Origin of the sequence: Flammeovirga sp. OC4 (assembly GCF_000812565.1) — a bacterium.
Taxonomy (GTDB): domain Bacteria; phylum Bacteroidota; class Bacteroidia; order Cytophagales; family Flammeovirgaceae; genus Flammeovirga.
In genome coordinates this window covers 18,987-34,651 of sequence record NZ_JTAM01000086.1, presented here as the reverse complement: position 1 = coordinate 34,651, position 15,665 = coordinate 18,987, and the positions used below count along the sequence as shown (strand labels likewise).

At 32.7% G+C, this 15,665-nt stretch carries 11 protein-coding genes; 2 read left to right on the top strand and 9 right to left on the bottom strand.

The annotated features are described in order from the left end of the window. The 8 genes from PL77_RS26580 to PL77_RS26545 form a co-directional block, all read right to left on the bottom strand. Nucleotides 1-899 (bottom strand): lipase chaperone (locus PL77_RS26580; RefSeq protein WP_044211987.1); only part of this gene is annotated, 899 nt, incomplete at its 3' end. Beyond that, the gene (locus PL77_RS26575; protein WP_044211986.1) at nucleotides 899-1,438 is read right to left on the bottom strand and encodes a hypothetical protein; all 540 of its coding nucleotides are present in this window, start codon (nucleotides 1,436-1,438) and stop codon (nucleotides 899-901) included. The genes PL77_RS26575 and PL77_RS26580, both read right to left, overlap by 1 nt. 417 nt (nucleotides 1,439-1,855) lie before the next feature. Then, nucleotides 1,856-2,896: an interleukin-like EMT inducer domain-containing protein gene (locus PL77_RS31105; protein WP_082026752.1), complete on the bottom strand. Its 1,041-nt coding sequence runs from the start codon at nucleotides 2,894-2,896 to the stop codon at nucleotides 1,856-1,858. A 9-nt stretch (nucleotides 2,897-2,905) separates the two neighbouring features. Next, on the bottom strand, nucleotides 2,906-4,084 hold the full coding sequence (locus PL77_RS31100; protein WP_156152565.1) for a hypothetical protein: 1,179 nt from the start codon (nucleotides 4,082-4,084) through the stop codon (nucleotides 2,906-2,908). Nucleotides 4,085-4,186: 102 nt separating this feature from the next. Beyond that, nucleotides 4,187-5,089: a hypothetical protein gene (locus tag PL77_RS31095; RefSeq protein WP_052444761.1), complete on the bottom strand. Its 903-nt coding sequence runs from the start codon at nucleotides 5,087-5,089 to the stop codon at nucleotides 4,187-4,189. A 268-nt stretch (nucleotides 5,090-5,357) separates the two neighbouring features. Beyond that, entirely contained in the window at nucleotides 5,358-6,308 is a 951-nt protein-coding gene (locus PL77_RS26555; RefSeq protein WP_172665957.1) for an AraC family transcriptional regulator, read from the bottom strand. Between the two features lie 244 nt (nucleotides 6,309-6,552). After that, entirely contained in the window at nucleotides 6,553-7,143 is a 591-nt protein-coding gene (locus PL77_RS26550; protein WP_044211984.1) for a MarC family protein, read from the bottom strand. A 12-nt stretch (nucleotides 7,144-7,155) separates the two neighbouring features. Next, nucleotides 7,156-7,452: a hypothetical protein gene (locus tag PL77_RS26545; RefSeq protein WP_044211983.1), complete on the bottom strand. Its 297-nt coding sequence runs from the start codon at nucleotides 7,450-7,452 to the stop codon at nucleotides 7,156-7,158. Nucleotides 7,453-8,168: 716 nt separating this feature from the next. Here PL77_RS26545 and PL77_RS26540 point away from each other — a divergent pair. Further along, entirely contained in the window at nucleotides 8,169-8,909 is a 741-nt protein-coding gene (locus PL77_RS26540; RefSeq protein ID WP_082026751.1) for a DUF4272 domain-containing protein, read from the top strand. Between the two features lie 506 nt (nucleotides 8,910-9,415). On the opposite strand, the gene PL77_RS26535 is transcribed toward PL77_RS26540, so the two are convergent. Next, nucleotides 9,416-11,044 carry a tetratricopeptide repeat protein gene (locus tag PL77_RS26535; protein ID WP_044211982.1) on the bottom strand — a complete coding sequence of 543 codons (1,629 nt, stop codon included), beginning with the start codon at nucleotides 11,042-11,044 and terminating at the stop codon, nucleotides 9,416-9,418. Between the two features lie 839 nt (nucleotides 11,045-11,883). Between PL77_RS26535 and PL77_RS31405 the strand changes: the two genes are divergently transcribed. Continuing rightward, entirely contained in the window at nucleotides 11,884-15,462 is a 3,579-nt protein-coding gene (locus PL77_RS31405; protein WP_063769056.1) for a sugar-binding protein, read from the top strand. Nucleotides 15,463-15,665: the final 203 nt, after the last annotated feature.

The following is a 15,665-nucleotide window of genomic DNA, read 5'->3' as shown; positions in this document are numbered from 1 at the left end:
AGACAGTCCGAACTAGTGGGGTAACTATAATAAGAATTAATATTAAAATCTATTCCTGCTGACATGTAGTCTGGTATTGTTAATCCTGATTTTTTGACTACGTATTCTTTTACTCCATCTTTATTCAATTTTGCTTTTTCTTTTAAAATCAAATCTTGATCAGAGTTCATATTTTTCATATCAGCTAACGATATTGAATATAACGTACCAGGTAATTCAACTTGTTCAATTGATAAAGGAAGGTCCATATCAGAATCAATAAGAAATTTTTCTTGTGCTTCTTCTAAAGAACCAAAACCCAGTTTCTGAAAATCTTTTTTGAATTTTTTATCTGTCGAATCAAGAAAATGAATAGATTGCTTAATTTCATCATATTTCATGCTCTCTTTTACTTTCTTAATTTTTTGTTCTATGTCTTTTTTAGCATAATATTTTTTGGTGATATTTAAAGCCTCTTCTAAAGATTTAACCTCCTCTATTTTAGTTTGCCAATCATCAATAACTTCCTTGTAATATTGCACCGAATCTTTTGCTTTATTGACGGTCTTGAATGATTCCTTATTTAATAAACTATTCACTGAATCTTCCAGTAAATTTGTTACCTTTTCTTCTGGGTTTATTCCTATTGAAGAGTTACCTAGATTATTTACATCATTAAAAGATTCATTTAAATTTTGCTCTGTTAAAGATGTATCAAATTTTCTTTTCAGTATATTGGTAGATACTGAATCTGGAAGAATCGCATCCTTTTTTTCTTCAAATAACTTAACTTTTGATTTTACTTTGTTCTCATATTTTTTTAGTTCAGTATTTGAGAACTCTTTTGTCAAAGAATCCAAAGATTGTGCATGACATGTTAAGCTCAAAATAATACAAGTGATTAAAACCGTAAATCTCATTATAATAGATTCATTTTACTCTCCTCTAATAGATTGAATTCTAATTGAGTTGAATCTGATAATACTATTAAAAAAGGTAGCGACTTTTTAATTTTAGTTTCATCAAATACTACATCAAGCCTAAAGGTGTTACTTTTCATCAAACCTGACTCTAAATGAAAGAAAATATTTTCTATTTCCATTTCACCTTGTAAAAGTCTAATGTCTTTTGGAAAAGTGTAAGCAAAGTAGTTTTTCATCATTGAGTAACTTGAAAACACACTTCTATAATCATTACTAACTTGAATATCAATCAGAAATGCCATATTTCCTTCAGCATTATCCAATGCTGTATTATAATCTAAGTTTTTATTAAGTTTAGAATTTTTTAGAGCAACATACCGCTTAGGTTGTAATTGAACATTAAATGACAGCATTTCACCTTTAAGTGTTTGTCTTAAATGTTTTTCCACCCAAGAGATATAATCATCACTTGTATAAAAAGAACAAGAAAAGAAAATTATAGAAAGAAGAAATATTAAGTTACTTGTTTGTCTCATTTATTATTGAAGTTGGTTTATATTTCTTAAAATCACCTTAGTCAGGTCTTAAAAAAAATCAAAAGTATCTAGCAATTTTAATAGTTTACTTAACAAAAGTAAAATACTGTATCATAGAATCCAAATAATTTTAAAATCAAAATTTGATATTTTCTACATCAACTATTAATTTCTAAAGTTATTGTTTGTACTAACGTATTTTTGATTAGTGAAAAGGATAAAATATATATCATTTCCAATCTAATATTCATAACTATCGTTTCATGTTGTATGTCTCCTACACTAACCCTAAAACTACTTTTTTTAAACATGAAAGACATTTCAAAGGATTCAATCTTGAACACATCATCATAAGAAAATTCATCAAAATAAGTTGGTTAAAAAATAAGCAAATGATACTCGATTTATGAAAATTAATTATTTTTTGTTTAAGATATTTAGCAACTGTATTATTTGTTTTTGCTGTTGAATTATAGTTTCATTTTGTTGATCTAATCTTTCATCTTGACGGTCCAAACGTTTTTCTTGCTCAATTGTATGCAATGTCAATTCTTCCACTTTCTTTAATAATAGAAGATTCATTTCTGCTAAGTGAAGCCCTCCCTTTTCAATCTCACTTGCTGAACTCACCTCTGGTAGATGACTGTATGTTTTAATATACTTTTCAACCTCTTCCAATGACATCAAATCATAACTTTCATCAAAAACATAATCTGGTACAGCCCCTGCTGAAGTGGTTACTTTTACCTCTTGAGCATGTATCTTTCCTCTTACAGTCAATTTTGAATCTGGATCAGTTGTACCTATACCAACAAGATTATCTTTACTTACAAAAACCGAAATATCATCTCCTTGACCTGTAGTTAGCGTGCTTAAATTATCTGTCCCGAAAGCAGCAAAACTATTTTTATAAAAAAAACCACATATTTCAGCATAAGGTTGACCACCAATATTTGAATGAAGAACCTCTACTAGTTTTGTAACTTTTGTTCCCGCTTCACTTCCTTGAAAAATACAAGCATAAGGTCTTCTATAATTATTTCTAGAATACGTAAAGATCTTTTGTAAACCTAACCTTTGAAATGACTCTTTCAATTTCGGGGTAACATTACCTTCCCATGCATCATAGCTTGTTAAAATTCCAATTTGCTGATTATTAATCCCATTTAGTTGATCAGCTATTGCATCTGATTGCTGGGAATTTCCATATGTATCATAAATTACATCGTGTAAAATAACAGTAGGGTCAGTTTCAATAACATCTAATCTATTTTTATCAATAATTGTAAGTCGTAACCCTCTACCGCCAGATGTATATACTTGTTTTGTACATATTTTAAGTTCTCGAGTTTGTTTATTATTTAACCCTGTTCCTTTTATTACAAAAGGTATCATTTCGGTTTGTGAATAACAATACTTAGAACTTATCAATAAAATTAATATTAAATAAGCTTTCATAGTTGAATTTTAATGATTTAATGATTTTTCTAGCTGAGTAATCCTTTCTAACAATTGCTTATATTGTTGCTTCTCTTCTTTTAGAGAATTGATTTCTTTTTGTTGTTCAATAATGTACAAAGTTAATTCCTCTATTTTCCTTAATAACATTGACTCTGTTTCTCCGACATTCACACCATTTTCTTTAACATCTTTTGCTGATGGTACATCAGGTAAGTGTCCTTTTTCTTGAATATGTTTCTCCACTTCTGAAAGTGGTCTTAAATAGTAATCACTTTTAAAAACATAATCAGCCCAACCTGTATAAACTTTAACTTCGTTTGCTCTAATTTTACCTTTTACTGATAACTTATAATCAGAATAAGTTGTTGAACCTATACTTACGTTTCCTTTGTGGTCTAATCTCATAGCTTCTGTCCCATTCAAGATAAAAGCTAAAGGGTTATTTGTACCAGTGGTTGAAATGACTTGCCTTCCAGCAGATCCCTCACCATAAATATTAATTGTTCTACTTGCTAAATCTTGAATTGATATTCCTGATGTATTATTTTCAGATGATTGTTTAATAAATAATTTCGAAGTTGGCGTTGTACTACCTATTCCTACTTTCCCATGCTGCGTAATCCTCATACGGTTCTTACCACCTGTAAAAATATCTGCTCCAAAATAACCTGACATATATATATTATCTCCATTCAATGAAGAACCATCATCAAATTTATGAAAGCCTAAACCATAATGATAAAGATATTCACCATCGAAAAGAAAATTGTCATTTTTATAAAGTGTAATACCTGCTGATTGTTCTTCAATACTACTTGCTGATCCCATAACTAGAGTTCCCTTAAAACTTGAATGACCATTCACTGTAAGGTTATAATTAGGATTATTTGTTAGTGTATTGATAAAAAGTCTACCATCCTTAGTAAACATGCTATGTGCACCAGTATTACCTTTACCAAAAAAAATGTTATTGCCTTGATAAAAATTCAAGTGTAAGTCTTTACCATCCATGACATCAATATGGGCATTTCCGCTATTAAACTTTATCATTTGCATTACAGAAGCATTATCACTTCCTCCATAAAGCTTTACAATTCCATGTCCGGTTTTACTTCCTAGTTCTGTAACTTGTGCATTCATTCTAAATGCAATAAAAAATAAGACGATTAAGAGAAGAGATTTCATTTTTAAATTAATTTCAAAGTTTTTTTATGTTACAAAAGTCTGTGATTTAAAAGTAGGTTTACATTTGTGTTAAACTACTCACACGTTATAAGATTTGCTATATTATTTCACATCGTTTAGTTTATTTTCTATTTCTAAAAGCTTTTCTTTTAAAGCAGAATTCTCTTCACCTGTTTGTTTAACCATTTTGTTTAGTTCAATGATATACAGTGTTAATTCTTCTATTTTACGTAATAACATTGCGTCACTTTCACCTAAGTTAACTCCCTCATCTTTCACCACTTTTGCAGATGGAATATCTGGTAAATGACCGTAATCTTGAATATACTTTTCAACTTCTGAGAGGGGTTTCAAATCATAACCTTCCTCAAAAACATAGTCAGCCCAACCTGTATAAACTTTTACCTCTTCAGCCCTTATTTTCCCTCCCACTGACAATTGATATCCTGAAATATTTGAAGTATTTAAACCTATCTCTCCATTTGTGCTTGTGTAAGAAATTATTCGAGGAGTAATACTTGATGTAATATCAATCGCTCCATTCGAGTTGTAGTATTCTGGTTTAAAATATTTTATCTCTTGAAACAAAGTCTTTGAATTAATCAAAGATGACTTTATCGAAATACTAGGATAAATATCCGTGATACGTAGCACAATATCATAACCACCATCAGAAGATTGGTAATATTTAATCTGATATTTACTATTACTTCCTCCTCTACGTTCAAAATTTACCTTTAAACCATCTCTTGATGAAATATAATATGTAGACAAGCCTAAGTTTGAAGCATGCCAGTTACCTCCAAATATTTCCAGCCTCAGTTTATGAAAGTTGTTACCGTCATTTTTGGGTACATAACCTACAAAAAATTCTGTCCCTATATCACTATTACCTAATACAATTTGATATTCTTGTGAGAAAGACTCCCCCGGAATAATAAAGCTAGCAAATAGTAATACGATACAGGCTGATATGAATTTGTTAGTTTGCTTGAATAGTCTCATTAATTGTTTGATAAATTAGTTTTCATATAGAAAATAGGTATAACACAGTATTTTCAATAGCTCAAAAGTAAAACATAATTTTTACAAAAAATAAGTTTTAAAAAAATAAAATTGTTTAAGGAAATACTACAACTGTTTTAAATGTATATTTAAAAATAACTTATGATTGATTTAAGATGAAAACCATGAAATCAAATAACACATTTTATTACCTGTAATTTCACCTATTTAATTTTCACTTTCTAATATCCACTTTTATATCATTGTTTTATGAACGATAGAAGTTTTTCCTATACTCACTTGGGCTTATCCCGTATTTTTCTTTAAAAGCCGTAGAGAATTTTTTTAATGAAGAAAAGCCACAATCTAAAGCAATTTGAGTCATGGAATATGTTGTTTCGAGGATCAGTTGTTTTGTGGTTTCAAGTCTAAAATTTTGGAAGTATTTATACACTGTAGTGCCAAACATTTGCTTAAAATCTTTTTGCAATTTACTCTCACTTATCCCAAAGTTCTCACACAATTCAGGAATATAGGGAAGCTTACTCACATCCTTGATCAGTGCACTTTCCAATTGTATCATTCTTTGAATGTCATCAGGGTTCATTGTCGAATGTTCTTCTACTTCTACCCTATTTTCAATCAGAAATAAAAACCTAGTAGTTAGTTCCAACAGACGATAAGTCATAAAGCTTGCCTCAAGCGTCTTGTCTCCTTGATAATGGATCAACTTATAAAGTGACTTACTAATTTCAAACGGTATCAATTCTACATAAGCATAATTCTTCTCATTAAGGTACTTTTCGATATTGAGGGAATGATGATGTTTGATATTTTCAAAATAATTGGAGGGAATTTCTATGCTTATCCATTCTCTTTTTTCTTGGGGTTCAAACTGCAAAGTAACTTCCCCTATATTTTTCTCAATTAAGGCAATAGATGAATTTGTATTTTGAATTTCGGATTTATCTTCCCAATTTTTCCTATGGAAATGAAGCTGAGGATAAAAACTAAAATAAAGATTTTCATCATTTTGATCGGTTTGATAATGGAGGTCTACAGGGGTATAAAATGTGATAGAATTGACAGTAATCTTGACTCCTTCAATCCACTCCAAAAGTTTAACATTCAAGTCGAAGGCAGTATTATTTATGCTTAAAGTGTTATCTACATAGTCTCCTTGATACTGTTCCGCTAGTGATTTTAAAAAATCTTCCACTGAAAAATTTCCTTTATAATGAAAAGTGAATTGTTGCCTATTTTCTATCATCTGAGTCCTCAAAAAGTGAATGCTAATACGATCTAAGTTAAGTACTAAGCCAAAAATTAATCAAAAAAATACCTCCAGCAAAACCGGAGGTATTTAGAATACTACGAAACTTAATTTCGTACCAAACAAGACCATTTCAGATTCCTTTTAAAAGAATCTCCTCAAAACTATTTTCAGTTTGGCACTTTTTAAACTAATGAAAACTACTTGTAAAACTCATTATACCTGTTAATATAAATTGAACGCCCATTGCTAAGATGATTAGTCCCATAAAACGGGTCGTGATTTGACTAGTCTTGGAAGCTTTTGTTTTATTCTTTTTAGAAAGTAATGCAATAATAATCCAAGTGATCACCAACACTACGGCGATTGAAATCAAGGCTACAACAGGAACATGACTATCTGCTTCTGATATCGATAATGTAATTACACCCGTAATAGTACCCGGACTTGCTGCAAAAAGAATCAAAGGCATTAAACTTTTTTCATTGTTTTCCTCTTTTTGATTTTCTTTTTTATTCAACATTCCAAAACCAATAGAGACCAATACCAATCCACCTGCAACTTGAAAAGCATCTAAACTTATTTCTAACATATTCAGCAATTTTGCTCCAAAAAACGCGGATATTGCTAATATTAAACCTACAGTAAAAATTGTTTCTGTAAGATCTGTCAACTTATGTTTGTATGATTTTCCTCTCTCAATCCCGCCGAAGATTTGAGAACATATCACTGGATTGATCAATGAGAAAATAGTTAATATACCTTGAAAATAAACTTCCATTTTTTTATTGTTTTATTGATTGATTGTGTTTTTATAGATTACTCCGTCTTTCATAATCATCAAGAAATTGTTTTCAGGATCTGCCACTAAATCAAGATTCTCCAACGGATTACCGTCAACTAGAATCATATCGGCATCTATATTTTTGGCAATTTTCTGAACTTTATTTCCATGAATAAGAACATCAACGCCTTTCTTTAATTTTTCGTTTTTTCCATCAAAAACATCTACATTTTTTATGAGAATGTCGTTTTGTGCAAAAAGTTGTGTACTAGCCAATAAGCATAGTAGAATTAGTAATTTTTTCATAATAATGTTTTGATTTAATAGTTGTGTAGTTCTGTAAGATTCCTTTCTTTCTCTAAATCTCACATTACAAAGGTCATAGATTCACAAATCAATCATTTACACTTTTTGATTAGACATTTACATAAAAAAGTCAAAGATGACTTTTGTAACTAACACCGTGTAAACTTGTGGGGAAAAGGAATTTTTATAGTAGATTGCTGATGAAATTAAAAATGATCTCAAATGATTTTGACTACAGCATTAATCATTAATGACATTGTAAACTAAGTTTTCGGATATTTAGAAATCGAGAGATTTCTGCTGATCTGTAGGACACGAATGACGCTATCGCTTAACATTCGCGCCAGTGTAGTACTACTCTTTTAATTTGATAGTTCTACCCCGGCCTTGAAGGGAAAAGCGTTAAAAATTTCATGAAGTGAGCCGTTAAAAATGATTTTTTTGTTTGAGCTTTAGCGAGTTTAAAATCATTTAGGCGAGAGGAATGGAATTTAGCTTTTGACTTCTAAGCCTTGAATTTTTTGCTTCGTTTTTGTTTCAAGACAAAAATGAAGAAGAAGGAAGCTTGGAAGTAGGCACTATAAAAGCTGGTAGAAAGATCGATTATAAATTAATCGTTAATTTAGTTTACAGAGTATTAACTTCAATCTATTTATTTCAGGTTTGAAACCTAATTGCTATAAAAAGTCGAAATCAGATCCAACAAAACAAACTTTATGAAAACTATCACATTATTAATTTTCAGTAGTATTCTCTCTCTTCAAATGACCTTCGGACAAAAAAGCAAGCCCGTTGAAAATATCAACCCTACTCCTTCTCAAAAACAGAGAAGAGAGCGATCGGAAGCCATTTGTCAATCCAAGGGAATTCCAGTTTACAAAAACAAAAAAGCCTTATTTATCAATTCCGACGATGTCGTTACTTTAAGAACGAAAGAGGAAGTAGTAGACAGAATTTTTGCCTTATTGTACTTAGGCCTCAAAAGTGAAGGTCTGGAGGAAGCTCATCTAAAAAACCTTGATCAAATGTATAATGTTGAGGAAAAGCTAACACACAATGAGCTGAAATATTTTAATGCCATCAACCCTACCGAACAGCAAAAAGTAAATGCCAATTGGAAATACGAATGCATGCACGTCCTTTTGTGGTCAGTGGGATATATCGATCAACTTTCTTATCCAAGTGATGTATGCAGCGTGGCTGATGATGTAGGAATCATTGTCAAAAAAGGCCCTAAGAAGTTTAGAGAAGATGCTGAATTAAGAAGCAAAAAAGAGATCCTTGATCAAGCTGACCTTATATTACGTTATGATTGGGCTTGTGTAAATGCTCGTGTAAAAGGAGAAAAAGCTCCTGGCAACTTAGATTCAGGTGTAGTTTATGAATGGCATTATGCCTTAAATTGGTTAATCCAATATGCCAATCAGAATTGGGATAATGTATCTACAGATACTTGATTTTTAGTGTAAGCAAGCACGTTGTAAACTAGATTATCGTCAATTATAAATTAACCTTTCTGCAAGAATTTATAAGAGCAACTTTCAAGCTTACTTCTTCTTCATTTTTCCATTGATGAAAAACGAAGCAAAAAATCTAGGCTTTGAACGCAAAAGCTAAATTTCATTCCTCTCGCCTATTAATAAGGATAACTCGATCAAAACTTCATCGTTTTGAGATGCTCAAACAGCAAAATCATTTTTAAAGGCTCAATTCATGAAATTCTTAACGCTTTTCCCTTCAATGCCGAGGGAGATACTACTAAATGATGGTCTGATTACATATCAAAGACAAAGGTTTTATAATCATCTTCTAAAATGCAGTGCTGTAGGGTCGTTGCATTGCAACGACCTCGCGAACCACATTAGCCAACAATTTAAATGAAGAGGTAATCAACCGTTATTTTTTTAGCACAAGAGTATGATAACAACTACTCTTGTGCTTTTTCATTTTGATGTTGTATGGATTAAAAATCTCCAATGTAATTGCTTAGATTTTCATTTCTTTCCAATCCCATTTTCTTTCGTATTCTGTGTCTTGAAATCTGGACACTATTGATTGAAATATTAAGCAATTGTGCCATTTCTTTCGTATTGAACTTAAGTTTTATCAAAGCACAGTGTTTTAATTCTGTTGGTGAAAGTTCTGGAGTATTCTTTCTCAGACGTCTATAAAAATCAGGATTCACTTCTATGAATAATTTATTAAAGCGTTCCCACATATCCGCATTCCCTTGAGAGACTTTTTTATTGATTTTATTATAACTTGAAGGAAGTTCTTCTCTGATTACATTCATCAACTCCGCTATAATTTGCTCCTTTTCGATAAAGAGAAGTGTGTTGGCTGTTAACTCTTTACTTTTTATCTGCATTATTTCTTCGGATCGTTCACGAGCAGATTGCATTTGCAATTCATACTGCAATTTTTCCATCCTCATTTTCTTGATTTTTGATCTAAACCGAACAAGGTAAGCACTAAGAATTAACGTAAATAATAAGAAACCAATTACAATGATCAAGCGGGTTTTGAGTAATGCATTTTTTTCAATTATTCTTTCTTTAGATATTAATTGAGTATTTTTTTCTTGTAGTGTTTCTCTATACTTATCTTTTATTTGAAATAAACGGTTATTGTAGATGCTCTTAATATTAAATAAACTATCAGAAATAGCATTCGCTTCTTTAAGACTCTCTAGTGCGAGTTGTGTTTGTTGCTCCTGCTCATAAAGAAGTGAAAGATTTTGCAAAATATCTATCCTATAATCTTCATGTGTGTGAAATAATTTCATCAGTTTCAATGCCTTTTTATAGGCCGTAATCGCTTCTTGTGTATTTTCTTTTTTCACATACAAATCACCAAGGAAATTGTATATAATCACTAAAAAGGCATTGTTCCTTTTTTCGAAATGTCGTTCCGCTTCCAATAAATAATACTCTGCTTGTTTCAAATCATTAAGATACAAGGATACAATCCCTTTTTCAGTACCCACATAAGCAGTATTATTCAACGGATTTTTGGCATGTTTGAGACCTAAAGTTCTGCAACTGTCTAGGTATACTAATGCTTTCGAAAAGTCTTTGGCTTTACGGTATTGCACTGCCATGGAATAATATAAAGAAATAGTATAATCAGGAGGAACCTTTTTGAAATCAACCAGTATTTTAGCTTGATTCAAGGCTACATTTAAGTACTCAATAGACAACTCATATTTATTGAAAAGGCTATAGAGTACACCAATATCTGCATTAATTTCACTTTGTAATAAAAGATCTTTACTTTGTTTTGAAAGTGATAATCCCTCCCACAAATGATCATAAGAGAGACTGTACTGTCCTTTGTTTTTATAGACATCCGCTATACCGATATGGCACTGCACTACTTTCAAAGTATCCTTTATCTCATCAAAAATTCTCATCGCATCCTGAAATAAAAGGAGTGCACTATCAGGGTTTGAATTGAGAAGAGAATTAGCCGTTTGCAGTTGATAGATTGGAGAAAAGTTCTGTTTGCTTTCTTGTTGCGTTTGTCCAGATCCATTGATCTGAAAACCTAAAACAAAAAAATACACTAATAGATAGTTCTTATAAATTTTCATTTATAATTGGTTAAAAGTCCCAGTATCAGGAATAACATGGAAGTGAATTATAATTATTCATTCTCAATTAAAGGCTTGGGTGTTTCATTTCATGTTTACCATTCCAGTATTCACCTATTAGAATACAGTCTAAATGGTTTAATTCATCATTTCATTTCTTATTTTTTTCAAGCCCCTTTACATCACCTCCTTATTTAAACCTAATGCTTTATAAATATTACACGTAAAATATACACATTTGAATTTTGAGTTAGATGTTGTAAAAATAGAAATAAAAAACACCCTCGGTAAACGATAAAATTCACCCCTACTTTCTATCCCTGAGGGGTATAATTTTTCATCGTTAGCGTTTAAAAGAAAAATCAAAAAATGATCATTACAAATTATACTAAAGCCTTGTAAAGTTTTTGTTAAATAGAAAAATAAGCCTTTCTCAATACACTCCACTACTTTTGAGTATGCTTATTAGCGACACATAATCGAGCTTATTTGATGAGTGAAAATTCGACTTATATTTTAGATTATTAGTAATAAAAGTACTTGACAATCGAAGCCGTTTTATTTGACATTTTAAAATCGGTTTCTGAAGTGGGAAGAAAGAAATGGAGTGATACCGCCAAAACACAAGAGATGTTAGCACTTTAATCTTGTGTTAGAAATAAGGGACTACCATTGGGATGGATAATAATAAATTGCATTATTCATGACCTTTGATCTCCGAGCCTCCAACTTCTATTTTGTTGTCCTTGTACTTAAGTTTCATAACCTATTCTTTTCATTTCAACCATAGAATTTTCCTCATCAGATTTGCTCATTTTTCTAATTATTACAAACAACTGATGAAAAAGAATTTATTACTTCTAATACTGTCTCTTCTGCTATCGGGACAGTTATTAGCTCAATCACTGGGCTATGACAATCATCGTATTGCCATCAGTGCAGATGGTAATAACCAACCTGACAATCATCCCGAAGCACAATGGCCAAGAGCAGATCCCGATGACTGGGGAGGTACGCCTGCTTCATTGGCGATCATTGCCAAACTAGGTTTACAAGACAAAGTAGTTCACTTTTCTTACAACAACTTTATTGATGCCCCTGCCCACACTACTGAAACCAACTATATGAAAGAAGCAGCTGAAGGTGGTATAGAAAAATGGAATTTCAAAGAAGGGGTGTTTTTTGATGTTCCAGAAGACCCTGCCACTGCTATTACCCACTTAGCAGAAGAAATCGGAAAATCGACCGCAGATGATCCATTGTACTTTATCCATATGGGAACTTCAGAGTTCTTTTACAGAGCGGTGCAGGAAGTGATTGACGACGGTAAAATAGAAACTCTCGCTCATGTACAGATCATTTCACATAGTGGATTCAATGATAATCATTTACGTAGAGAAGCACATCACACCATGCAAGAAGCAATTACTTTGAGTGGTGATCGATTAAAATATAAGAAGATACAAGATCAAAATGGATGTGAAAATCTTGATCAGCTTTGGTGTTCAGGCACTAACTTTACCCCCTGGAAATGGATGGAAACGCATTCTGACCCCAATATTCAATGGGTATACAGCAGAATGCAGTTTCATCCACAAGGTAAAGGAGCTGATATTTCTGATGCAGGAATGGTTTATTACTTGTTATTAGGAGATGAATTTGGTAGCCCTGAGAAATTTCAAAACTTTATTGGTGACGGTATTCCATTAGGAGCCGTAATTCCAGTAGAAGGTATTGACATTTTCCCTGAAACAATGAATGCTTATATCGGCAGAGGCGTTCACATTGGGTATGCTTTACAACCTGCTGATGCTTGGAACCAAAAAACTACTTGGAAATCTTCCGATTCAGAGGTTGCTTATGTCTCTGACAAAGGCGTAATATTTGGACAAAAAGAAGGAACAACGACCATTACTGTCACAACTGATGAAGGAAATTTCTCGGATGTTGTGGAAGTAACGGTAAAACCTCTTCCCGAATGTGCCGACTTAGAATACATTGCGATTAAGGATTTTGAAGTGGCCCAAATTGATACTTTTGTCACTGCATACAAAGACAACGGACGTAATGCCATTGCAGTAGATGCCGGGCTTTATAAAGATAAATTTGCAGCTACTAAAAAGGTGTTTGATGGCTTCACGGGATTTTACAATATCAGTATGACAACGCTGACTGAAGAAGATGGTGAAAGTACATTTCGACTGAAAGTCAACGGACGTTTGGTGGGTGAATTTCAAAACCCTGTAGCTACCACTGATATGGAGCCTTATACACATGAATTCAAGAATGTATTGATAGAAAAAGGAGACGAAGTACAGATTGAATCCAATGCACACTCCAACGGTTTAATACCTGAAGGTAATGGCTTTGCTTATGCCAGAGGCCGATGGCGTTCTTTAAAATTTGAATGCCTGGGGGAGTGCGAAGTGGAGGAAGTGAACGGGCTACTCATTTTTGAGGCAGAGCGCTTCTCCTTGGCAGGGCACTGGAAAGTAGGTACCGATACAGAAAAAGCTTCTGGTGGTAAATACATCTATTATGATGGTTATAATTCTTATCAGAAAGTACCTGAAGGACAGACGATCTCTTATACTTTCAAAATCAATAATCCGGGTGGTTATACTGTAAAATGGACTATGAGGCAGCCTGAAGGTGAAAGAGGTGGTGATTTAGGCAACGATGCCTGGATTTATTTTGATGGTGATATTGGAAGAGCAAAACAACAACCTCTTACCCATTTTGAAAAATTTGTAGGGAGAAGTACAGATGATTTCACACTCAATGGACAATTGGACTTACACAATGAAGGGCAACCTTGGATGTCTGTCGTTTTTCCAGAAGCGGGAGAATACACCATTAATTTAAGTGGGCGTTCTGCTCACTTTCAAGTAGATCGAATTATTCTTTTCAAAGGAATGACCATTGATGACGTAGCTGTTAAGCTAACTGAAATCAAAGAAACCAACAACTGTGATATCGTTGATATTCCTGAGGAAGAACCTGTTCTTGCTACTCCTAAAAAATTCACTTTACCGTATACTAATACCCCTCTTGAAATTGATGGCTTGATGGATGATTCTTGGAATTGGACACAATGGAAAGAAGGAAAATTTGAAGGTAATGGTAAAGATTTGCCGGAAGCATCTGACTGTAGTTACAGTTTTAAAGCCATGTATGATAGAAATAACGTCTACTTCTTAGTAAAAGTAAAAGACAACAAACGAGTAAAATATACTGAAGGTTCTGCCTTTTGGGATTCGGACAATATTGAACTGTTCTTCAATCCTGACAATGAGCATAATCCAAAGGGTGAATATGGAGAAGATGCTATGCAAATCCGATTAAATTATGGGTTGAACAATAATTTATACTCCGGAAATGGAAATTGGAAAAAAGGCGATGATTATAGTGGGTTTATCTACAAATCAGTCAATACCAATGAAGGGTATATTATAGAAGCTCAAATTCCATGGGACGGTATAGTCGCAAACGGTAATATTACTGAAGGCATGGAAATGGGATTTGACATCAGTGTTTCTGATCGAGATGACGAGGCCATTAAAGAACATTCTATATTTTGGACAAACGACACAAAAGAAGGAAAATCTGAAAAAGATACTTATAAGTTTGGGAACATGATTTTAGGTTCAATGCAATACAATTACATGGACCAACTCCCTTGGGAAGTGCTTTTTGTGGATAGTGAATCCAATGAAGAAGGCAAAACACCTAGCTTAAAAGAATATGCGGTAGATGGTGATCCTGGTACTTTCTGGCATACGCAGTGGTTCTCTGCCCAACCTCTTCCCCCACATGAAATCCAGATTGATTTTAAAGATAGTTTCGTGATCAGTGAAATCCATTACCTACCAAGACAAGATGAGTGGGGACCGAATGGTGCTATTGGTCAGTATGAAATTTATTTGACGGATGACCTTGAGAATTGGGGAGATCCTGTTCATACCGGTCAATTGGATTATGGTACATTACCTACCAAAGAAGATTATAAAAAGCTTCAAATGATTTCACTTCCTGAAGCAGCTACAGGTAGGTATCTTCGTTTAGTAGCATTGACTGAAGCTCAAAATAACCCTGAAATACCATATACAGCCATTGCTGAATTGAACTGTATTGGTAAGCCACTGAAAACAGAGGAAGACCCCATCTTAAATCTTTCTACATCCCTGCCTACAATGGTACTGTATCCTAACCCTACTCAAGGAACTCTCCATATTAAAGGTTTGAATGCAGAAGTAAAAAGTGTTGTCGTTTATAATATGATAGGACAAGAAATGATCAATACACAAATCGAATCCAAAGCCTTTCATCTTGATGTACAAGCTTTAAAAGCTGGATCGTATATCTTGAAAATTGAAACTAAAAACACTATTATTTCTAAAATCTTCTTAAAAGAATAAATGAAAAAAGGTAACTATCCTCTTCTGTGGGGTAGTTACCTTATATTTTCTGATATCAGTTTGTTATCTAATGTATTATAACTAAAAACATTGTAAACTAAATTATCGTCAACTTTCAAGCTTCCTTTATACAAGCATTGATAGGATCTACTTTCAAACGTCTTTCTTCTTCGTTTTTGTCTTAAAACAAAAAGAAGCAAAAA